Annotated in this window: 20 protein-coding genes; 12 read left to right on the top strand and 8 right to left on the bottom strand. The window is 67.4% G+C overall.

Translation table 11 applies throughout. The annotated features are described in order from the left end of the window. The first annotated feature begins 349 nt into the window (after positions 1 to 349). On the top strand, positions 350 to 1,645 hold the full coding sequence (locus FXF52_RS31980) for a GNAT family N-acetyltransferase (RefSeq protein ID WP_222870787.1): 1,296 nt from the start codon (positions 350 to 352) through the stop codon (positions 1,643 to 1,645). Between the two features lie 87 nt (positions 1,646 to 1,732). Here the strand turns inward: FXF52_RS31980 and lepB are convergent, their stop codons facing one another. Continuing rightward, positions 1,733 to 2,254, bottom strand: coding sequence for a signal peptidase I (gene lepB, locus FXF52_RS31975; RefSeq protein WP_148802497.1), 522 nt, complete (start codon positions 2,252 to 2,254; stop codon positions 1,733 to 1,735). A 239-nt stretch (positions 2,255 to 2,493) separates the two neighbouring features. Continuing rightward, complete coding sequence (locus FXF52_RS31970; protein ID WP_148802495.1) at positions 2,494 to 3,012, bottom strand: hypothetical protein; 519 nt, start codon at positions 3,010 to 3,012, stop codon at positions 2,494 to 2,496. Positions 3,013 to 3,120: 108 nt separating this feature from the next. Between FXF52_RS31970 and FXF52_RS31965 the strand changes: the two genes are divergently transcribed. Then, a complete protein-coding gene (locus FXF52_RS31965; protein ID WP_148802493.1) occupies positions 3,121 to 3,522 on the top strand; it encodes a hypothetical protein in 402 nt (133 codons plus the stop codon). Between the two features lie 757 nt (positions 3,523 to 4,279). Here FXF52_RS31965 and FXF52_RS31960 read toward each other — a convergent pair. Both FXF52_RS31960 and FXF52_RS31955 read right to left on the bottom strand, forming a co-directional pair. Beyond that, positions 4,280 to 4,483, bottom strand: coding sequence for a cold-shock protein (locus tag FXF52_RS31960; protein ID WP_121398059.1), 204 nt, complete (start codon positions 4,481 to 4,483; stop codon positions 4,280 to 4,282). A 217-nt stretch (positions 4,484 to 4,700) separates the two neighbouring features. Then, positions 4,701 to 4,925, bottom strand: coding sequence for a hypothetical protein (locus FXF52_RS31955; RefSeq protein ID WP_148802491.1), 225 nt, complete (start codon positions 4,923 to 4,925; stop codon positions 4,701 to 4,703). Between the two features lie 1,284 nt (positions 4,926 to 6,209). Here FXF52_RS31955 and FXF52_RS31950 point away from each other — a divergent pair. Continuing rightward, positions 6,210 to 7,070, top strand: a complete 861-nt coding sequence (locus FXF52_RS31950; protein WP_222870786.1) for a tyrosine-type recombinase/integrase — start codon at positions 6,210 to 6,212, stop codon at positions 7,068 to 7,070. A 113-nt stretch (positions 7,071 to 7,183) separates the two neighbouring features. Here the strand turns inward: FXF52_RS31950 and FXF52_RS31945 are convergent, their stop codons facing one another. Then, positions 7,184 to 7,867 carry a GNAT family N-acetyltransferase gene (locus FXF52_RS31945; protein ID WP_148802487.1) on the bottom strand — a complete coding sequence of 228 codons (684 nt, stop codon included), beginning with the start codon at positions 7,865 to 7,867 and terminating at the stop codon, positions 7,184 to 7,186. Between the two features lie 348 nt (positions 7,868 to 8,215). On the opposite strand from FXF52_RS31945, the gene FXF52_RS31940 reads away from it, so the two are divergent. Continuing rightward, complete coding sequence (locus FXF52_RS31940; protein WP_148802485.1) at positions 8,216 to 8,536, top strand: hypothetical protein; 321 nt, start codon at positions 8,216 to 8,218, stop codon at positions 8,534 to 8,536. A gap of 265 nt (positions 8,537 to 8,801) precedes the next feature. Here FXF52_RS31940 and FXF52_RS31935 read toward each other — a convergent pair whose 3' ends face one another. Then, positions 8,802 to 9,278 (bottom strand): MarR family winged helix-turn-helix transcriptional regulator, encoded by a 477-nt coding sequence (locus FXF52_RS31935; protein ID WP_148802483.1) that lies wholly within the window; start codon positions 9,276 to 9,278, stop codon positions 8,802 to 8,804. Positions 9,279 to 9,309: 31 nt separating this feature from the next. On the opposite strand from FXF52_RS31935, the gene FXF52_RS31930 reads away from it, so the two are divergent. Next, positions 9,310 to 10,386: a bifunctional NAD(P)H-dependent oxidoreductase/GNAT family N-acetyltransferase gene (locus FXF52_RS31930; protein WP_148802481.1), complete on the top strand. Its 1,077-nt coding sequence runs from the start codon at positions 9,310 to 9,312 to the stop codon at positions 10,384 to 10,386. A 307-nt stretch (positions 10,387 to 10,693) separates the two neighbouring features. Further along, positions 10,694 to 10,981: a hypothetical protein gene (locus FXF52_RS31925; protein WP_255472549.1), complete on the top strand. Its 288-nt coding sequence runs from the start codon at positions 10,694 to 10,696 to the stop codon at positions 10,979 to 10,981. Between the two features lie 180 nt (positions 10,982 to 11,161). On the opposite strand, the gene FXF52_RS31920 is transcribed toward FXF52_RS31925, so the two are convergent. Further along, positions 11,162 to 12,202: a DUF4034 domain-containing protein gene (locus tag FXF52_RS31920; protein WP_148802479.1), complete on the bottom strand. Its 1,041-nt coding sequence runs from the start codon at positions 12,200 to 12,202 to the stop codon at positions 11,162 to 11,164. A 458-nt stretch (positions 12,203 to 12,660) separates the two neighbouring features. Here FXF52_RS31920 and FXF52_RS31915 point away from each other — a divergent pair, with 458 nt between their 5' ends. The 3 genes from FXF52_RS31915 to FXF52_RS31905 all read left to right on the top strand — a co-directional run bounded on the left by FXF52_RS31915 (position 12,661) and on the right by FXF52_RS31905 (position 16,502). Next, complete coding sequence (locus tag FXF52_RS31915; protein WP_222870785.1) at positions 12,661 to 13,509, top strand: tyrosine-type recombinase/integrase; 849 nt, start codon at positions 12,661 to 12,663, stop codon at positions 13,507 to 13,509. A 178-nt stretch (positions 13,510 to 13,687) separates the two neighbouring features. Continuing rightward, positions 13,688 to 15,202: a tetratricopeptide repeat protein gene (locus FXF52_RS31910; protein WP_255472547.1), complete on the top strand. Its 1,515-nt coding sequence runs from the start codon at positions 13,688 to 13,690 to the stop codon at positions 15,200 to 15,202. A gap of 322 nt (positions 15,203 to 15,524) precedes the next feature. After that, positions 15,525 to 16,502, top strand: a complete 978-nt coding sequence (locus FXF52_RS31905) for a hypothetical protein (protein WP_148802476.1) — start codon at positions 15,525 to 15,527, stop codon at positions 16,500 to 16,502. A 197-nt stretch (positions 16,503 to 16,699) separates the two neighbouring features. On the opposite strand, the gene FXF52_RS31900 is transcribed toward FXF52_RS31905, so the two are convergent. Further along, positions 16,700 to 17,230 (bottom strand): GNAT family N-acetyltransferase, encoded by a 531-nt coding sequence (locus FXF52_RS31900; protein WP_148802473.1) that lies wholly within the window; start codon positions 17,228 to 17,230, stop codon positions 16,700 to 16,702. A gap of 233 nt (positions 17,231 to 17,463) precedes the next feature. On the opposite strand from FXF52_RS31900, the gene FXF52_RS31895 reads away from it, so the two are divergent. The 3 genes from FXF52_RS31895 to FXF52_RS31885 all read left to right on the top strand — a co-directional run bounded on the left by FXF52_RS31895 (position 17,464) and on the right by FXF52_RS31885 (position 19,637). Continuing rightward, positions 17,464 to 17,931 (top strand): hypothetical protein, encoded by a 468-nt coding sequence (locus tag FXF52_RS31895; protein WP_148802471.1) that lies wholly within the window; start codon positions 17,464 to 17,466, stop codon positions 17,929 to 17,931. Between the two features lie 137 nt (positions 17,932 to 18,068). Continuing rightward, the gene (locus FXF52_RS31890; RefSeq protein WP_222870784.1) at positions 18,069 to 18,782 is read left to right on the top strand and encodes a hypothetical protein; all 714 of its coding nucleotides are present in this window, start codon (positions 18,069 to 18,071) and stop codon (positions 18,780 to 18,782) included. 174 nt (positions 18,783 to 18,956) lie between these two features. Further along, a complete protein-coding gene (locus FXF52_RS31885) occupies positions 18,957 to 19,637 on the top strand; it encodes a hypothetical protein (protein ID WP_148802469.1) in 681 nt (226 codons plus the stop codon). The last annotated feature ends 271 nt before the right edge of the window (positions 19,638 to 19,908 follow it).

The raw sequence follows: 19,908 nt of genomic DNA, 5'->3' as shown, positions 1-19,908 counted from the left end.
AGCTTGCGGGCGGCTTCGCGCGGGGGGTGACCTCGCGCGAGGCGCGCCCCTGCTTCATCCAGGCGAGGCGGAGCAGCGGCAGACCGGCCCCGGCCCAGGTGGTGAGCATCCACAGCGCCGGGGTCGCACCCGCAAAGTCGAACAAGGCGGCCGAGCGCAAGGCCGTGGCCCCGGCGCCGATCGGGCGCGCGGACGCCGAGCTTGCGCGGCAGCCCGCAGAGGCGGTCACGCGGCGTGACACGTACGCAGGCTGCCCGCTGCGCGCGCTCGTGCCGATGAGGGGACGTTGGTGAGGTTGTTTCCGTAACTCGCTTGCGCGCTTGCCCACCTGTAGGGATGGATGGGACGTGTGGTGACTGAGATTCGTCCCGTCGAGCGCCACGAGGTCGTCGAGTATCTGCGGGCGCTGCCGTTCGCGAACGGGCTACCGAGCTGGGAGCCGTACGCCGCAGCGTGGCACGGCGGCGCGGAGGCTTGGCCGTGTCCACGTCCGCCAGCGACTCGCGAGCAGCTGGAGTCGTGGGTTGATGAATTGGTGGAGGACAAAACCTTCAGACCACAAGCGGCAATCGTGGACGGCAAGGTGGTAGGGGCCACAGCGATGCTGTCGCTCGAGGTGACCACTCCAGGACTGCGCATAGTGCCCATGGGGGGCGTCACCGCCACCGGCGTCATCGCCACTCACCGGCGGCAGGGCCTGCTACGGGGCATGATGCAGGCGATGTTCACCGACGCCCTGGAGCGTGGTGAGGCAATCGCCGAGCTCAGCGCGAGCGAGGGCAGCATATATGGGCGGTTCGGGTTCTCCCCAGCGACGCTGCGCACCCGATGGGAGATCGAACGCTCGGACGCTGGGCTTGTCGACGCCGATCCTGACCCAGGCAGCCTAGAACTGGTCGATGCAGCAACAGCGCGGGACGTCTGGCCCGGAATCTTTGACCGGGTGCGACAGGCACGGGTCGGCGAGATCACGGCACGCAAGGGCCGATGGTCGGGCCTGTCTGATGAGCCCAAGGGCACCGACGGGCCGCTGCGGTACCTCATCCACCGCGACGCGGCAGGGCAGGTGGACGGAATCGCGAACTACCGCCTGCCGTGGTCGACGAGCCCCGATGGGGTCGGCGTGCTGGTGGTCGAAGCGCTGGAGGCGCTCACCGATGAGGCCTACCGAGCCATGTGGTCCCTGCTACTTGACTTCGACCTCACGCGCAAAGTCGTCGCCCCGACACGACCAGCCGACGAGCCTCTGCGCTGGATGCTACGCAATCCGCGAGCCATGCGCGTCACACGGCAGTCGGACAACCTCTGGGTGCGAGTCCTCGACCTGCCCAAAGCCCTGACCAGCCGCGGCTACGACACCGACGGCCACCTCAGGATCACCGTCGAGAAAGACCCCGAGTGCCCCCACAACATCGGTACGTGGGAACTCGAGATCAGCAAAGGCGAAGCCGCATGCCAGCGCGTTGATGGCGCTGCGGACCTGACCCTGGACATACAGGCACTCGGATCGCTCTACCTCGGGGGGATGTCCGCCGCCGCCCTGGCTCGCGCCGGCAAGATCCGCCCACACGAAGCGGATGCCCTGGCCACCCTTTCACGACTCTTTCGCACCGATCCCGAGCCTTTCAACTCGATCGGATTCTGATTCGAAGGCGCGTCCGCTCACTGCGCCGTCCGAGCGCTTACCGTCGGCCACCTCGGTACGTCCGTGGCGAGTGTCAGGTGTGCCCTGTCAGTCGACCATTACGGCGAAGACCGACGACACCGGCACCGGCCCGGCGCGCCGGGAGTCGTTCGACCGGGCGCGGCTATCGCCCATGACGAAGACGGAGTCGGCCGGCACGGTAACCGCGGCGAACCGGCGCGGCCCGCAGTAGTTCGGGTTCGGCGGCTTGTCGAGCGGCGCGTCCTCAGCCACATACGGCTCGGCCAGCGGCTTACCGTCGACCGTCACCCTGCCCGAGGCATCGCAGCAGGCGATGGTTTCGCCGCCGACCGCGACGACGCGTTTCAGCAGCGGCGCCTTACGGTCACCCCAGAGACCGCCGGGCGAACGGATCAGGACGACATCGCCGCGCCGTGCCTCATACGTGCCGATGACTGTCCGTGCGGTGACAGCCTGGCCGGCCTTGACCGTCGGCTCCATACTGACGCCGCCCTGGGTGAACTGTTCGGTGGCTCCCGTCTCGGTCGCGTCACCGTCGCCGCAGCCGGCAACAGCCATCACGAGAAGCAGCACCATCAGTCTGCGCACCCGACGGATCCTGCCAGAATCGGCGATGCCGTGCGGTCCGCCGGGCGTGGCGCTACCCGGGACTGCTGCGCTGTCTATGCCGCAGACCGCTCCCGGTCAGCGTCCGCTCGCGCCAATCAGCGGATGGGTCGTGAGGGCAGCCGAGAACCTCGCCATGGAGTCTCCATGCAGACACCGTTGTCTGGAGCCCGGCCTCCGAGAGCTCGTGGCCGGTCCGGCCAGAAGACTGGTGAGGCGGCTCAGCGGCGACTTCCCCAAGTCTGATGCCAGTAGCTGGCGTCGTCGCTGCCGACGCGAAGTACAGCATCCGGCGCCACCGGCGCAGGCCAGAGTTCGATGAGATACCTATCGACCACTCCGTCGGCGAACTCGCCCTGCACGCCGGCGTCCCGACCCGCGGCCGACACTCTCAGACGGTATTGCCCTGGCGGCACGGCGAGCGACCCGCCGGACTCGCCCGCCCAGGTCGACCATCGCATGGCACGACCTGGGGGCAGGTCGAACGATGCCTCGACGACGTCTTCCCAGTCGGCACTTGCTCTTGGTTCGGAGGCATCCAGCACGATGCGTACGGCGGAACCGCCTGACCGACGGGCAAGCATGATCACGACGTTGTCGGGGACCGCTGCGCCGATGAGCCCATTCTGTTGATCTTTGAAGAATCGGTCAGCGTCGCCGCCCCAGATCTCTTCGCCCCACTCCAACGTCAGCTGACCGTAGTCGGTGTACACGACTTGGCTGAGCAGTTCTTCGCTCATGGCGGCCCAGCCTAGGCCCGGGGCCTACGAACTCAGGTCCCAACATCCGCATCTGGCGCGATCCGCGCTACGTAGCGTCACGCCGAGCTGGCCCGGTATCGCGCCGAGGTGGTGGGGGCTGACCGGTTTTATGTCTACGTGCGCTGGCCGTGGCGCCGGCCGGATCCTGAGTCGGCGTTCTGGTGGGACGGGACGCGTGCGTTCGCCCGCGATCCGGAGCACCGTGACTTGGACCAGCTCTGGCGGCTTGACCCGCCGCCTGCTGAGCTGCAAGAGGGTGATTTCTGCCAGGTCTTGATCCCGCCTACCGAGGTCGTCGTCACGTGGGCCGCTCATTTCGATCCGCCGAAGGATATGGGCTGGCTTCCCCGTCCTACCGGAGCGCTGAACGTTGTTCCGGCCTTCGGGGAGTGGCATCCGGATGGAGAAGACGAAGAAGAGTCCGGTGAGGGTTTGTACCTCGACGACGTCGAGCCGCTGGAAATCGAGCGCTTGGGCCAGCTGCCCTGAGAGCTCGCGCGTAACGAGCTGACGTTCACGGATCTGCCGCGATCCGCGCGCTACGTAGGGTTACGTGACCGCTCGAGGCTCGCGGTGCGGATCTGCCGAGATCCGCGCGTTGATCACTGGTGCAGATCTAGCCGATGAGCGTGCGTCTTCGGGTTTCCAGCCGCCGGCGTCGTCGGACCCATCACCGTGGTCCGCGCACTCCAGCACACCGTCAAGGTCGGCCAGGTCCGGTTCGGACGGGGGCTGCTCGTAGCGCTATGGCGACCGGCGTTCGCGTTACTGCAGGTATCGCCGGCGGTTGTTCTATGAGCTCACACTACCTGGGCGGCCCATCTTTACTGTCGTTCGCTGCGGCGTCGTGTCGGCTGCGACGGTGAACGGGTGGCGCAATCGATGCATCGCCACCTCACCACAGTCGGATGCACGAGGCGCTGGCTTCTCTTTTTCAGCGCTGGACGGAGCAAGAAACGTGCAACCGTTGGCCGCAGCAGGGGTCAGGCTCCGGAAACGCGGAGCGCCGGCAAGCGGGTGCCGGTCGCGGCTGAACCCGCCGGGGACCGTCGCCGGGTGGGCGTCGGGTGTGCGTGGTGACGTGGTGATCACGGTCATGCTATGCCTTCCTCGAACGGCACGTCGCAAAGAAGGCACGGGCCGCAGGCCACGGGACATCGCAAAAACGAACCTGAACAAATAATGATAGATGAAACGCCGAACGGCGGCCCGCTGAACCAGTCAGGCCGCCGTGGCAAAGCGTGGATCAGAGCGAGCGGATATCCGACGCCTGCGGGCCCTTCGGGCCCTGGGTGATGTCGAACTCCACCCGCTGGTTCTCCTCGAGGCTGCGGAAGCCGCTCGCGGAGATCGCCGAGAAATGGGCGAAAACGTCAGCGCCGCCGCCGTCCTGGCTGATGAAGCCGAAGCCCTTGTCGCCGTTGAACCACTTCACGGTACCTGTAGCCATGTCTGCTCCTTCGCAGGCTGTTGGAGACCGCACTGTGCGGACTCGCGCGCCACCGCGTTGATCACCCGCGCCGGAAACGACACGAAACGAAAAAAGCACCTGGATGGGTTTTGGTTAACCCATCAGGCGCCGGAACGTCTACGGAAATCAAAACTGCAACTGGGCAACCATAACACAGAATCCGGCGCTCGCCGTCAGTCCATGTGCGCGGCCTCCGTCACAGCACTGCACCGCGAGGCGCAACTTCGATCGCTGCGACGCCTCGGCTGTAGAGTACGACGAGCCGATCACCGTGTTTGGTGCGCAGCACTCCCGAGTCCTGCGCCAGTGTCGAGATCACGTGTTCCACAAGCTCGTCCTCGTTCGAGGCGTCCGGTTTGTCGTACGTGACGTCCATGCGGTCGCCGCCGATGAGCCGGACGCGTAGCACCGTAGTTGCCATGTCGTAAAAGCTAGTCGAGTGGAGATGCCAGGGGCACCGGCCTCTCGCGGGCTCCTCGGTCGACTCGCGCAGCCAGATGTACAAAGTGCAACCGCTGCTGTAGGTCGCAGGTCGCCGACCCAGGCGAGGCTCGGACGATGGACCACACCCGGGCGGACGTGACAATGGACACGAGACGAGGTCGTGTCGATCCTCGCCGAGAGGAAGCCGCATTCATCGCTGGAATCACCTTGCTGAGCTGGCAGCGGCAGCGCTGCGTGTAGTGCGCGTAGAGTGGGTGGTGGATCAGTTCGTCAACATCGTTGGCGGGCCAGCGCCTACCGGGCGTGCTGCCCGACGCGGTGAGGCAAACCATCATGATCGGAGGCATGGCTGGCGTCCGGTTGCGGGTCATCCCCTTCAGGCGGCCCTTCGGAAACGTCTGCCCCAGGCACAACGACGCGTTGGCGTCCCGTCAGCGATCATGCCAGGTCATCAGCCACTACCTTGCCGGCAACAATCAGCCGATCCCGCCCAGCGCGGTACGACGAGGCCCTTGCGGCGCGGCTGCGGCAGGTGGGCGCCAATCTGGCTGGCCTGATCGAGCAACACCGACCACAGGAGAAGGACATGACTTTCGTGTTAGCCCCGCCCACGGTCTCTCCATCACCATCGCGCGAGCCCGCCAAGACCCTCCGCGAAAGAGGGGCAGACAGTTTTCACGCCGCGCTCGCCGCAGTCTTGGCCACGGGGCTGGAGACTGCTCTTGAAGCGGGTGACCACCCGCGAGCGATCAGCTTCATCAACCGCGGCTTCGCAGAAGGAAGTCCGCAGCTGGGCTGCGACCTCCTCTGCCGGGCAATTGCGGTCGTCGGGACAGCCCGGACTTGGACCGTGCAGCTCGCGCCCCTGCGATCACCGTAGCTCCCTGGATTGATGCAGCCCGCCGCGCTGCGAATCGCTGCTGCACGAGTACTACCCGGCGCGTTCCGCGACGCCTTCACCGGCCGTACAGGCTTCCTGATCGGCGCGGATGCCCGTACGGCCTGGCGATTGGCGTACCGACAACGTCGCCTAATCTGCGGCGAGCACCGATGTTGTCTGAGGACAGCGACTTCACCTGCTCCAACGACCGAGCCCCCACCCACGCATCGAAGACGCTAACGTTGAGCCGATCAACACAACCGGGTATCCGGATCTGCCGCTCCGGGTGGGCTGGTGTTCATCGGCGGTGGTGACGCACGGTGATGTATGGCTACCTCTCCTGCTTCCTCTTCCCGTGTCGTGCTGGCCGATCAACTCGTTGTGCGCGCCGCGGTGTCGGCCTTCCTGGGCCGTTACCGCGGCCAGACTCGTGTCCACACCGAGTCCGACCTGCGTGTCTTCCTGCGCTGGTGCGCCGATCACAATCTGGACCCGCTGGCTGCGGTGCGGGTCGATATCGAGCGGTACGTGCGCTGGCTGCAAGACGTCCGCCGGTACCAGCCCTCGACGGTGTCCCGCCGGCTGTCGGTCGTGGTGGGCTTCTATCGGGTCTGCGTCATCGACGCGATCCTGGAGCACTCGCCGGCCGACTACGTCCGCCGACCCACGGTGCCGGCCGAGTCACCGACCCTCGGCCTGGGGCACCTGCAGTTCGAAGCCCTGATCACCACCGCCCGCAGGTCCTCGAACCCGAACGACTTCGCCCTGGTCGCTGTTGGGCCTGCTCGGGCTGCGGATCTCGAAGCCTGCGGGTCGAACATCGCTGACCTCGGTGAGGAACACGGCCACCGGGTCCTACGGGTACGCGGCAAAGGCGGCAGGGTCGTCCTCGTCCCGCTGCCACCCGCAGTCGCCAGGGCCATCGACCGAGCCGTCGACGACCGCACCAGCGGGCCGATCCTGCGCAACACCCACGGTCGGCGGATGGACCGGCACGCCGCCACCCGCCGGCTCAAGCACCTCGCCCAGGCGGCGGGGATCCGGATGCCGAGGATGCACCCGCATATACTGCGCCACACGTTCGTGACAACCATGCTCGACGCCGGCGTCAGCCTCCGCGACGTGCAGATCGCCGCCCGCCACGCCGACCCGAGAACCACCATGCGCTACGACCGAGCCCGCAAAAACCTCGACCGGCACCCCAACTACATCCTCGCCGCGTACATGGCCTCCGGAACATGATCAGCCGCTCACGGCTTTGCCGAGATCAGTGCGCCGTTGTCGTCGGACGTTGGATTGCGCGCTCGCCTGGGCGACGACGAGGAGCGTGGGTCGGCCGCGAATATCTGCGCCGTTCAGGACGGGTACGCGTTGCCAGGCGTCGTTGCGATCAGTACATCGGCAACCGGCTGCCAGCCGAGCGTCCTGTACAGACGCTGACCGTCCTCGCTGGCGACGAGAATGCCGTGTTCGACGCCTTCTTCGATCGCGGAACGGGCAAGTGCACTCATGACCGCGCTGGCTAGGCCCTTGCGGCGATGAGCTGGCATGGTTTCGATCCGGTCTGCGACCGCATCCGTGCCGGCCAGTCCCATCGTCCCGCGCGCTCCGACCTCTCCCGACTCGCGCCGTACCGTGGCCGTGACCACGCTGTCGCCTCCATGCGAGTCGACCTGGGTCAGTAGCCGGTACGGTGCCGCGGGCATGTTCTGCGGATGCCCGCGAAGATCGGCTGTCATCAGCAGTTCCGAGTGCTTAAGCACAATCAGGCCGGCGGCCACCAGAGCCGAGGCCGCCCTCACCGGGTCGGCGGTGGGCACGGTCAGCCATGTGACGGCGTCCTCGCCAGCGACCAGCTCAGCCAGCGTGGACAGCGACGCGAGGTCCTCGCCGGCATCGAGCGCGACATACTCGATGTCGCGGCCGGGCTGCATGCACCGGACCCGCAACGCGCCGCCTACGTCTTCGGCGACGGGCAGCGCGCGAGCCACGCCCCAGCCGCGCTGCCAGCGGACGATGAGATCTCGCAGGTTGCTCACCCATCGAGTAGATCACTTGTACGTGAGCGGCCCGCCACGCCCTGGGACGCAATGAGCCCGAGATCACGTGCGCGGATCTGCCGCTCTGGGCGGACTGGCGTTCATCGCTGCTGGTGACGCACGGTGATGTATGACTACCTCTCCTGCTCCCGCTTCCAGCGTCGTACCGACCAATCAACTCGTACTGCGTGCCGCGGTGTCCGCCTTTCTGGGCCGCTACCGTGGGCAAACTCGCGTCCATACTGAGTCCGACCTGCGAGTCTGGAATATGATCAGCCGCTCACGGCTCTGCCGACGAGCGTGCACTAGGGTGAACACTCGCAGGGCCGATGATCGGAGGGTCACTCCTTGCTGGACGAACTCTTCCGTACCGTGGCCGAGCTCTACGAGGAACACAGGCAGGCCGCCTTTCCGCGCCGGCTGGTAGTCACCGATGTAAATGGTGTCGAGATGGTAAGCCTCGATTCCAACGTCTCGGGTTGTGTCAGCACGTGGCTGAAGAACGGGGGCCGCATCGACGACCGGCGGTGGGGCGTTCTCGCGGATTGCGAGCAGAAGCTCAACCGCGCGATTCCAGCCCTGGACGGCTACGAGGCGTCCTACTACCAGCGTCTGCTGGATATGACGGTCCTGACCCTGGAAAATCCCGAGGACACGCAGCCCGAATGACGGCGTCGCACCGGCACGGGCGTGCACGGAGGGTGCCCCGATACCCGGCACCCGGTAACGTCCTCGAGGATTTCACCACCGGTCGTCCGCCGACACGCTGACCCTCCAGCCACCGCCCGGCCGCACGCATCTGGCCGCCGACCTGCGCGCAAGCTTTGAGAAACGTCATGCCGCGTGAGGCGTCCGGCGCCGGCCGGTTTGCGGAACTGCCGAGATGAGTGTGTTTGCCCATCGATGATCATGCCGATGGGTGCCGTTTGGGTGGTCAATCGTCGCCGGTTAGGGGTTCTTTCAGTCTCTGGTCGATCTGTTCGATGGCGGTGAGGTCTTCCGGGGTGAGCCGGTCGATGAAGTGGTGTCGTACTGACTCGAGGTGGATCGGTGCGGCATTGTCGAGTGTGTCGAGCCCGTGTGCGGTGAGTACGAGGAGGCAGCCTCTGCCGTCGGTGGGATCGGGTGCGCGCTGCAGGAGACCGCGCGCTTCCATCCGGGTGGCGTGCCGGGACAGTCGACTGCGTGACCAGCCCATCTTGTCGGCCTGTTTTCCCAGGGTGCTGGTGTGGTCGGGCTGCTCCGACAGCGTGCTGAGTACTTCGTAGTCGGGTTCGGAGAGGCCGATCGCGGCCAGGTCGTGCGCGGTGCCGGTCTGAACGGCGACCATCACACGTAGGAATGCCCGCCATGCCCTCTCCTCGTCGGGGTTCAACCAACGCACGTTGCTGGCCGGCGGTCTTGTTGACATGTAATCAATCTAGCATCTAAGCTTCGTTTCCATGTCAACGAAAACGATCCGTGTCCTGGCGCTCATGTGCAGCACCCGCCCCGGCGCCCTCGGCCCCGCCGTGGGAGAGTGGCTGATCGAGGCGATCACCCCTCGTGCCGCGGAACTCGGCGTCGAGCTTGTGCCGGTGGCCCTCGGCGATCTGAACCTGCCGTTCCTGGACGAAGAGGAACACCCGTCGTCGGGTGTCTACCGACATGAGCACACGCGTCGGTGGAGCGCGATTGCCGACGCGGCAGACGGGTTCATCGCGGTCACGCCGGAGTACAACTACGGGATGCCAGCGACCCTGAAGAACGCGCTGGACTACCTCAGCCGCGAATGGGCATGGAAGCCGATCGGTTTCGTCAGCTACGGCCACACGTCGGCGGGCACCCGGTCGGTTCAGCACGCCAAGCAGGTGGTGACCACGCTGCGCCTGGTTCCGTTGGGCGCCACGGTCGCGATCCGCATCGATGACGCAACGGACAATGGTCGGCTGCGGCCCGACGCGGCCCGCGACACGGCGGGTGTCGGCCTGCTGGACGAACTGGTCCGGGTCGCCCACGCCCTACGGCCGATGCGCGAACGCGCACGAGCCGGTGCCCTGTCCGGACCGTTGCCAGGGTCCTACGCGAGACGGCTGACCCCCGACGACGCGCCCGAGGTCACAGTGCTGCAGCGGTGTTGCTGGGTGGACGAGGCCGTCGCCAACGACACCATGGCCATACCGGCCCTGCACGAGTCGCTGGAGGAGGTACGTGACTGGCTGGCGACCTGGCACACCACGGGCATCTGGCGGGACGGCCGACTGCTGGGCATGGTGCGGGCCCGTAGCGTCGACACCGACTGGCATGTGGGTCGCCTCGCCGTCGTGCCCGACCTGCGAGGCCAGGGGCTGGGCCGGTGGCTGCTACGCACCGCCGAAGCCGCCGCCCAACCGGATTGCCGCCGCATCCTGCTGTTCACCGGCGCCAAGAGCCTGCGGAACATCGACCTCTACCACAGCGAGGGCTACCAGTCGATGCCACCCGCCAGCTTTGACGGAACCACCTGCCTCACCAAGGACCTACCCGTTAGGCAGCGCTGACACTGCCGGTCCATTGAACCCCCGTAGTCCGGTGCGCGCTCATGCCGCCGATCGTGCGCGCCGACAACCTCGGAGGCGTCTGGGCCTGGTGCGTGCAAGTGCGGACGCGGTGGCGAGAGGTCGGCCGAGCCGGCGGGCTGTTGGCCGCCGATGCTGCAGGTTCGGCGACGGGGGTCTAGCTCGGGCCGCGGCCAGCACGGTCAACCCAAGGGATGGGAGCAGATCAAGGTCCCTCCCCGTGGCCGTTTGTGTCACGGCGCAGTTGTCGTGGCGCAAACGAGCGCAGTCCGGGATAGCCTTGCTGTATATGGCTACCTATCGCAGCGCCTCAGTGCTTCTCTCCTCGGACGGCACCAGGACCCCCGGCACCGCCGCGCTCTTCGTCGAGCCCGCCCGCAAGGGTGGGATTCCGCCGTGGGCAGGCGACTTCCGACCCGCCAACAGCGCCGGCAATGGCCCCAAGAACGCGGTCGGGAAGACCTTTACGTTGGAGCTGCCCGACGGCAGCACCGGCAAGGTCGTGGTCCAGAGCCTCAAGCGCGGGAAGGGAGGCGTCGTGCTGGCGTTGATGGGCGAGGACGCACCCCCCTTCTGATCAGGAAACTGATCGCCGCCGACGGCACCGGCTGGAGAGGGACGGCATGCAACCCTGTCGATGTCAATGCGTTCGGATGGCCGCCGGGCGCATTGCCTGACCGGTGGCTGGGCATCGACGAAGTCAGGTGTACTGATCTGCCGCCGCTAATGCGCGGCGATTCTGAGACCCGGCTGGTGGTCAGGCAGCGTGGCGGGCGCGGCGGCGGGCTCGGATGAAGGCTGCATCGCCGCGCACGTCGCCCCACCAGGACCACGGAACGCTGGTCACGTACCGGCCGATCGACGCGAAGACCGGCGCGGCGTCGGCGTCGCGGCCAGTGCGCGCCAGCCCGTACGCCAAGTAGTTCACATCGTTGAGCCAGTCGGCGTGGCGGGTGGCCGGCTGGTGGAACCATCGCCACAGCGCGTCGTCGAGATCGGACTGCATGGCCGGGTCCTGCCGCCACCGCTGGCCGATCTCGTCGGCAGTGCTGCGCGGGGCCTCGCGTTCCTGCTCCCACAGCGCCCACTCGGCGGCTGCGCGCACCGGCAGCACGTGCAGCGGCGAGCCCGCAGGCGCTGCGGCGGCGACCGACCGGGCGAAGCCGAACATCTCCTCGTGCGAGCCACTCCACTTTCTGCAGTGGTAGGTCAGCTTCTGTATGTGCCCCTCCCGATGCCAGGGGTCCCGTCGGGTCAGCTCACTCCACGTCTCCTCGACGTCCTCCCGTGGCGCGCTCTGGTCGATCATGAGGTCCAGCCGGTTCACCCACGGTGTGGGATCCTCAGGTGCTAGCCGCATGGCCAGGTCGTTCACCTGTCTGGCCAGGTGCAGCAGGCGGTTGAACTCAGCCCACTGCTCTGGACGGACGGTGGCGGCCCAGTCTCCGCCGCGCACCTCCCAGGCTCGTGCCATCAGGGACCGAGCACGTACGAGCTGAGCATCCGGATTACTGGGTGAGCCCGCCGCCCAGCGGTCGGTCCAGGCGGCCTCGGTGTCGACCCGGCCGGTCGTACGGTCGACCCGGGATCCCAACCCACGAGCGGTCGATTCGGCCAGCACGCGAACGTACCGCGCCCGGCGGTCGTAGTCACCCCGGGTGGCAGCCACAGCCTTCCGGGCCGGCCCGATGTCGGAGCCGTACCGCGCCTCCATGCACGCCTCGCGCAGTACGGCGTCGTCCTGCGCCAGGTTGGTGTCGATCTGGCGGGTGAGCAGCCGCCACACGGTCGAGATCATAATCGAGGATGGTAAACGTCGGCTCGCATCCGCCGCAGGCCTGGACTCAGTTCCGCGCGAGCCGGTCACGCTGCTTTGCCACGTGCCCGAACAGCGGAATCCCGGAGCCATCGGCACGTGGCGACGGAACGGGCTGAGGCACGGAGGATCCACCACGGGAGCACGGCCGACACCTGAACGCTCCTTGCGCCATCGTCCGTGCACAACGCCGCCGCGGTCACCGCCGCTCGGCGCCACATGCCGGCCGCCCAATCCGGATCGTCGTCGCCGACTGCGCACTGCCCCGCCTCAACATCAGCTTCGGTGAGGCTCAGGTCAGATCTTCCGGCGCATCCGGATCTGCCGCTCCCGGCGTGCTGGCGTTCATCACCGGTGGTGACGCACGGTGATGTACGGCTGCCTATCCTGCTTCCGCTTCCGGTGTCATGTCTGCCGATCAACTCGTTCTGCGAGCCGCGGTGTCCGCCTTCTTGGGCCGTTACCGTGGCCAGACTCGCGTCCATACCGAGTCCGACCTGCGCGTCTTCCTCCGCTGGTGCACCGACCACGGCCTTGACCCGTTGACTGCGGTTCGGGTGGACATCGAGCGGTACGTCCGCTGGCTGCAGGACGTACGCCGGTACCAGCCCTCGACGGTGTCGCGGCGCCTGTCGGTGGTGGTCGGGTTCTATATCTGCGTCATCGACGCCATCCTGGAGCACTCGCCGGCCGACTACGTTCGCCGGCCCACGGTGCCGGCCGAGTCACCGACCCTCGGACTGGGGCACCTGCAGTTCGAGGCCTTGATCACCACCGCCCGACAGTCCTCGAATCCGAACGACTTTGCCCTGGTCGCCCTTCTGTGCCTGCTCGGGCTGCGGAGCTTCGAAGCCTGCGGGGCGAATATCGGGGACCTGGGCGAGGAGCACGGCCACCGGGTTCTGCGCGTACACGGCAAGGGCGGCAAGGTCGTCCTCGTCCCGCTGCCGCCGGCGGTGGCCCGAGCTATCGGCCGGGCCGTCGGCGAGCGCACCAGCGGGCCGATCCTGCGCAACACTCACGGCGCGCGGATGGATCGGCACGCCGCCACCCGCCGGCTCAAGCACCTGGCCCACACGGCGGGGATCCGGATGCCGAGGATGCATCCCCACATGCTGCGCCACACGTTCGTGACCACGATGCTCGACGCCGGCGTCAGCCTCCGCGACGTGCAGATCGCCGCCCGTCACGCCGACCCGCGGACCACGATGCGTTATGACCGGGCCCGCAAGAACCTCGACCGGCACCCCAACTACATCCTGGCCGCGTATATGACCTCCGGGACGTAGCAAGCGCTCGCGGCTTTGCCGATGAGCGGATACCTGGGGCGCGACGCCCAGCCCGTGGGTATTGATCGTTGGGCTTATATTCGCCCGTGTGGCGTTGGCGGGTTGGCGCGGATGGCTGCGGCGGGGAGCGCGGGAGGACGCACCGCTGCGCCGGGTAGGGGCGGTCGTCGATGAGGCGGTGGATCTGTTCCGCGCCGGCCGTTTCGACGACGCGGTGGAAACGGGGCGCCGGGCTGTGGAGATGTTGCATGGCTTGGCAGCGCGGGACCGTGACACCGCTCTGCCCGCTCTCGTATTGGCATGCACCAACCTGTCCTACTACTTATCCGACGCTGGGCGGCCGGCGGAGGCGCTGGAGCGTGCCGAGGAGGCGGTCCGGCTGGCCCGGGAGCTTTACACCATCGACCGCCGCCACGAGGAGCAGCTCGCCGAGGCCCTTGGCGCGCTCACCAGCCGGCTTATGACTTCGGGCCGCGCGCCGGAGGCGCTGGCTGCCGGCCGTGAGGCGATGGCGCTGATGGACGCATACCCTGACGTCCTGCTGTCCCGGCTGCTCGAGCCCTACGCGATGGCGTTGGCGGCGACCGGTCACCACGCCGAGGCGCTGCAAGTCAGCGACCGCGCCCTACAGCTGCAGCGCGGGCTGGCCGCGGATCACCCGGTCGGCTCGGAGATGCACAACGCCCTGGGGAGGGTCTTGAGCCTCCACGCCAACCGGCTGTACGAGGCAGGGCGGTGGGAGGAGGCGGTCGAGGTCGGCGCCGAGACGGTCGCGCATTTCCGTGAGTCGATGACGCACAGCCGGCCGCGGCGTCTCGTCTACTTGGTGATTGCCTTGAAGAACCAGGCGGTTTGCCTGGCGGGGGTACGACGACCGGCGGAGGCTCTGGCGGCGGCCGCGGAGGCGGTCGAACTGAGTCGTGAACTGATCGCCGCCCAGCCCGAGGTGCATCATCCGCTGCTCGCCTCGTGCCTGGACACGTACGGCGGGCGGCTCAGCGACATGGACCGGGAAGCGGAGGCCGTGGCCGCGACCGATGAGGCGGTTCAGCTGTATCGCAAACTGGCCGCTGTCGACCGGGGTGCCTACCTGTCGAGGCTGGCCGAGGCGGTGAGCAACCTTGGAGCCGTCACCGAGGATCGAAAGGCCAGCCTCGCGCTCACGACAGAGGCTGTGCAGATGCGCCGGGAGCTCGTTGCTGACAACCGGGCCGGGCACCTGCGCGAGCTGGCGCTGTCGCTGTCGAACCTGGCTAACGGGCTGTCCGAGTCCGGCCGGCTCGACGAGGCCCTGGCCGTTGGCGAGGAGACCCTCGAACTGCAGCGCGAGTTCGCGGCGGCGAACCGGCCCGCAATCCTGTCGCGACACGCAGAGATGCTGAGGCGACAGGCGGTACGGCTGGACGACGCAGGCCGCACGATCGAGGCGTTGGCGCTCGGCGAGGAAGCTGTCGCAGTCGCTCGCGAGGCGGTCGCCGGCAACCGGGCCGCCAATCTCAAGATTTTGTCGTTTGCGCTCGAGGATCAGGCGGCACGGCTCGAGAATCTGCCCCGTCTCGGTGCACGGCAGGCGCGACGGCACGGGGCCACGCCGAGCTACAGCAAGAAGAAGGCGCGCAATGCGCAGGTCATGGCGCGGGAGGCGGAGGAGTTGTGGGCGGAGTACCAACAAGGAGGTTCCGCCTCCGGCTGAGCGAGGGCACGGCGTCCGCTCAGCGGCTTCAGTCGGCTAGCATCACCGCCCCGACCGGGTGGATGGCAGAGACAAAGGACGCAACCGCGACGACAAGACCGGGTCAGGCTCTCGCCCAAGCCGTAGCGTTGATCGCCTACGGCCGGTCCGTGGAAGGCCGACGAGCACTTGCCCGCGCCACGAATCCCGAACCAGCGCTGCCCTAACCCTGGCTACGCACCCTCGTCACCCCACCTCAACAACGACTGACAGATCCGCTCATAGCCGCGATCCGGGCAGGCGACCCCGACGGCCTCGTCGAAATGGCTCTATGCTGCTTGCGATGCAACCCCGCTTGATCAATCAGGTGTGGCTGCCCGGCATTCGGCATGTTACGCAGGCAACTGGCCTTGGCTGGGCAGTCACCGAGTCCGCCAGCGTCATCGTGAACCTGTTCGACCACGACCTGCGCCGCGTGGCGCGATTTGCGGTGCCTGTCGACGACCCGCGGATGAACGTTGGTGCCACTAGCCAGCTCGTCGTAGCGGGCGATAAGCACCAGATTGTTGTTCTTGACCACAACGGCGCAGTTCACTGGCGTAGCAGCTGGGATCGACTCGGCGGCAGTGGCACCGTCGGCGCCGACTTCGACCTGGACGGCGACGACATCCTCTGGGTCCGTCTGGCCGGCACCAAGGAACTTGTCGCCATCCACGCCGTGACCGGCAAGGAGATCCACCGCACGCCGCTGCCCGGCCCCGAGGCTGCTTGGTTCGTGCACCGTCCCGCGGACACCTGGACCGGCTTGACGCTGCCCCATCCCGAGCCGTCACCCTCCATGCTCATCGGTCTTAACGCCGAACACATCGTGCTGCGACCGCTGGCCGGTGACGACCTCGCCGGGTTCAGTCCAGCAGGCGACCGCTATCTGACCACGGCATTCAATGGCTTCCTGTCCGTCCGCAACGTCACCACCGACAACGTGATCGCGGAGCGACACCTCGAGGACCTGCCAGACTCGCCACCGGGCTGGCGATACGTGGATCGAGCCGTCTTCCTCACCGACGAACTGATCCTGATCGCTGTCAGCACCGCAGACCTGCCGGACGACGCCGAAGGCCATCTACTGCTGTCGGCGCGCAGGCTGCGATGCCGTTCTCAGGTGCGATACCCGCACCCCCACGGATTCGGCTCCATCCACCCTGCACAGCAGCCAGGCCGATGGCTCACCCGCCATCATGAGGAGCACCTGCTTCGGCTGTGGCAGCTCGACGGTCGCCTCGACGACGAGCCGCTGCCGGGCCAAATCGCGCTGCTCTGACCGCACAACGCTGCGCCGGCCATGCCCGTTCGAGGGGAACGTCCGACGCCCGGATCTGCCGAGGTCTGTGTGCGTCAGCCGCGCATGGCCCCTCACTGCGGGTGGTCGGCGCTTCGCGACGCTCGGGCATCCTGAACTGCCGATGTGCGGATGTCGCGGTGGCGAGCGGCGTAGGCGGTCGTGGCGGTCTTTGCCGATCAGCTGGCCAGCTTCTCAAAGAGTTCGTTCGGCGTGTCGTAGTACCTCGTCGTCTGGCCGAAGTGCGTCATGCCGAGCCGCCGGCAGACGGCCTGGGAGGCATGGTTGTCCGGATCCGTGACCGCGATGACCCTCGCCAGACCCCGGCTGAACGCGTCGTCCAGGACTGCCGCCGCTGCTTCGGTGGCGTAGCCGTGCCCCCAGGCGTCCGGATGCAGGTGCCAGCCGATCTCGACATCGGTCGGCCCGCCGGCCGGTTCCCCGGCCGACAGGGGAATCGGCTTGAGCAGGAGGTTTCCCACCAGCCGGCCGTCCGCCGCTGTGGTGATGGCCCAGATCCCGTGGATCGGATCATCGATGGCGCATCGGCGTGCGATCGAGGCGAGGGCATCCTCGCGGTTGTTCATGATCGTGGGCTGCGCGCCCAAGAATCGCACGACCTCCCAGCGCGACTCGAGATCCAGAAGAAAGTCGGCGTCCTCATCGCGCCAGGGGCGCAGCAGGAGGCGGTCGCTCGCGATGGTGCGCATGCGACCTAATCTAGCCAGCGCCGAGCAACGCGCCTCAACCCGATTTCCTTCGCACGCATCTGCCGCCGTCCGTGCGCGTCAGCCGCGCGTGGCCCGCACTACGGGTGGTCGGCGTTTCGCGATGCTCGGGCATCCTGAACTGCCGATGTGAGTGTGCTGGCTCGGGGGCCCAACGAGCCGCAGGTGCGGGATACGATCTCGCGGATTCACCGGATGTTGAGGAGCCGCACGTCGTGGATGCCGTTGAGTTCCGTCCGGGCGATCATCTGTTGGTGTCCTGCGAACCGCATCGCGCCGAGGTGGTGGGGGCTGACCGGTTTTATGTCTACGTGCGCTGGCCGTGGCGCCGGCCGGATCCTGAGTCGGCGTTCTGGTGGGACGGGACGCGTGCGTTCGCCCGCGATCCGGAGCACCGTGACTTGGACCAGCTCTGGCGGCTTGACCCGCCGCCTGCTGAGCTGCAAGAGGGTGATTTCTGCCAGGTCTTGATCCCGCCTACCGAGGTCGTCGTCACGTGGGCCGCTCATTTCGATCCGCCGAAGGATATGGGCTGGCTTCCCCGTCCTACCGGAGCGCTGAACGTTGTTCCGGCCTTCGGGGAGTGGCATCCGGATGGAGAAGACGAAGAAGAGTCCGGTGAGGGTTTGTACCTCGACGACGTCGAGCCGCTGGAAATCGAGCGCTTGGGCCAGCTGCCCTGAGAGCTCGCGCGTAACGAGCTGGCGTTCACGGATCTGCCGCCTTCCGAGCGTCGCTCTGCGTCACGGCAATCAGCTGGCCAAAAGCTGGGAAACCTGAGCGAGGCCGGACTGAGGAGCGCCGGCTACCATGGCCGCCCATGGCATCGACGAACGAGACGCCCGCTACGTTCCAGCCGTTACCTGGGCGTACGTTTGATCGCTCGGCGGCCTATCACGCCTCGCTACAGGCACTCCTCGACCTCGTCGGCGCCGAACCCCCGGACGTCGACGAGCCCGACGACCGTCTGTTCTGGCGTCATCGTGCCCGGCGGATGATCGGTGAGACCGTCGCACGCCGGGCCAAGCACCCGACCGGTGTTCGCGGCATGCCCGACGAATGGTTCGAACCGCTGATCCGAGCCGCAGTGTACGAGCCGGATCCGAGCTTCAACCGGCAACTGGTCGAACCCGCCATCGCCGCGTTCGGCCGCCGTCGCGTCCAGGTTGCGCTGCTTGACTATCTCGACACCGGTGCCCCCGCCGACGCGGCAGGCGCGGCACGCGCCTGGTACTGGACCTCGATAGGAGTCAGGTACCTACCGGGAACGACGACCATGACCCCGGAAAGCGCCGCCGAATACGAGGCGGTCAGCGACCTGCGCGAGCGGTACCGCCTTACCGCACTACGCCGCTTCCTGGCCGACGACGACCTGGACCTGCGCCGATGCATACTGCCAGGCCTCACCCTGGACCCACAGATGTACCCCAACCAAATGCGCGACCAAGTTGCTCAAGCCGTGCAGATCGCTCGCACCTCAAACGACGACTACCTCCAGCATCGAGTGGAGATCCAGGTCGTGCCCGAGCGATGACCGCGACCGGTCGACGCCATCCGGATCTGCCGCGAATAACGCGCGCATCGGCTGCGGCACGGCGGGGACCGTTCGTGCGGCCGCGCGCACCAGTTCGAGCAGTCAGGGGCCGTTGGACCTGGTCTCTCCACAAGCCCCGTCCTGCCCGGAGCGTCGCGCGCTAGTCTGCCGCGCATGATCTACCGCGTTGGGGACGTGCTGCGGATCTCATGCCCGTTCACGCCGACGGTCGTCACCGGCGTCGACGAGGCGTACGTCAGCGTCCGCTGGCCGTGGTGGGAGATTGACCCGGACGCGGAAGGCGTGCGCTGGAACGGCGAGGTGGCCCTGTGCCGCGCCGATCCGGACGAGCTGTACATTACCGACCCGGCCTCGCCCCTCCTCGCCCCCGGCGATACCTGCCGGGTCGGTATCCCGGCGCGGATCATCCACCTCATCGAGGTTCACGAGTACGAACCGCCGCAGGAGACGGGCTGGTTGCCCCGCCCGAGCCTGAGTCTGCTCGTCCTGCGCGCCGGTGAGGCTCCGGATGCGGCAGCGGAGTTCCAGGGCACGAGCATCGAGCCCGATGGCGGCGTTCCGTTCACGCTCGAACTGGTCTTCAGGCCGTATGCCTTCCTGGAGGTCGGCGATGATGTTGCCGATGCCGCTGGTCGTGCATGGCGCTTCGATGGCCCGTGGACCTGGGCCGCTTATGACGGCGCGGGGGGAGTGCCGGTCTGGCCCCTGGCCCTACTGATCGGCGGGGCGGATCCGGCGGCAGTCGCGGCCGCGACCGCTACCGGTTCGCACGAGGCCGAAGTCACCCGCTGGCGCCGAGCGGCCGGCTTGCAAGACGACGCCCGGTCCCGCTGAGCAGGCCACTGCCGCCTACAGCTACCAGCGGCCGGCCAGGTGTCCCGATCTGCCGCAATCCGCTGGTCGCGGCTGTCCGCGGCTGGTCCGGAGCGGGAAGGTGCCGCCTTGTAGGTTGCTTCGGGGCCCTGGCGGTCTCGTCGTAGGTTTGATCGGGTCGCCTGTCAATCTCTACTGTCGCGCCGTGGATGTGGACTGGAACGCAGCCGTGGGGCACGCTCGATCTGAGCACGTGCGAATGATGCCGGTCGTCCGGTGGGCACCGCAGTAA

The sequence above is a fragment of the Micromonospora sp. MP36 genome, assembly GCF_008119785.1.
Lineage (GTDB): Bacteria > Actinomycetota > Actinomycetes > Mycobacteriales > Micromonosporaceae > Micromonospora.
This window is presented reverse-complemented; position numbering and strand designations above follow the sequence as displayed.

Bases quoted from the DNA above. Each gene is read 5' to 3' on its own strand.
- FXF52_RS31970 (WP_148802495.1), bottom strand. From the start codon at position 3,012: ATGAGCGAAGAACTGCTCAGCCAAGTCGTGTACACCGACTACGGTCAG.
- FXF52_RS31960 (WP_121398059.1), bottom strand. From the start codon at position 4,483: ATGGCTACAGGTACCGTGAAGTGGTTCAACGGCGACAAGGGCTTCGGC.
- FXF52_RS31955 (WP_148802491.1), bottom strand. From the start codon at position 4,925: ATGGCAACTACGGTGCTACGCGTCCGGCTCATCGGCGGCGACCGCATG.
- FXF52_RS31935 (WP_148802483.1), bottom strand. From the start codon at position 9,278: ATGTCAACAAGACCGCCGGCCAGCAACGTGCGTTGGTTGAACCCCGAC.
- FXF52_RS31930 (WP_148802481.1), top strand. From the start codon at position 9,310: ATGTCAACGAAAACGATCCGTGTCCTGGCGCTCATGTGCAGCACCCGC.
- FXF52_RS31925 (WP_255472549.1), top strand. From the start codon at position 10,694: ATGGCTACCTATCGCAGCGCCTCAGTGCTTCTCTCCTCGGACGGCACC.
- FXF52_RS31920 (WP_148802479.1), bottom strand. From the start codon at position 12,202: ATGATCTCGACCGTGTGGCGGCTGCTCACCCGCCAGATCGACACCAAC.
- FXF52_RS31905 (WP_148802476.1), top strand. From the start codon at position 15,525: ATGCAACCCCGCTTGATCAATCAGGTGTGGCTGCCCGGCATTCGGCAT.
- FXF52_RS31900 (WP_148802473.1), bottom strand. From the start codon at position 17,230: ATGCGCACCATCGCGAGCGACCGCCTCCTGCTGCGCCCCTGGCGCGAT.
- FXF52_RS31890 (WP_222870784.1), top strand. From the start codon at position 18,069: ATGGCATCGACGAACGAGACGCCCGCTACGTTCCAGCCGTTACCTGGG.
- FXF52_RS31885 (WP_148802469.1), top strand. From the start codon at position 18,957: ATGATCTACCGCGTTGGGGACGTGCTGCGGATCTCATGCCCGTTCACG.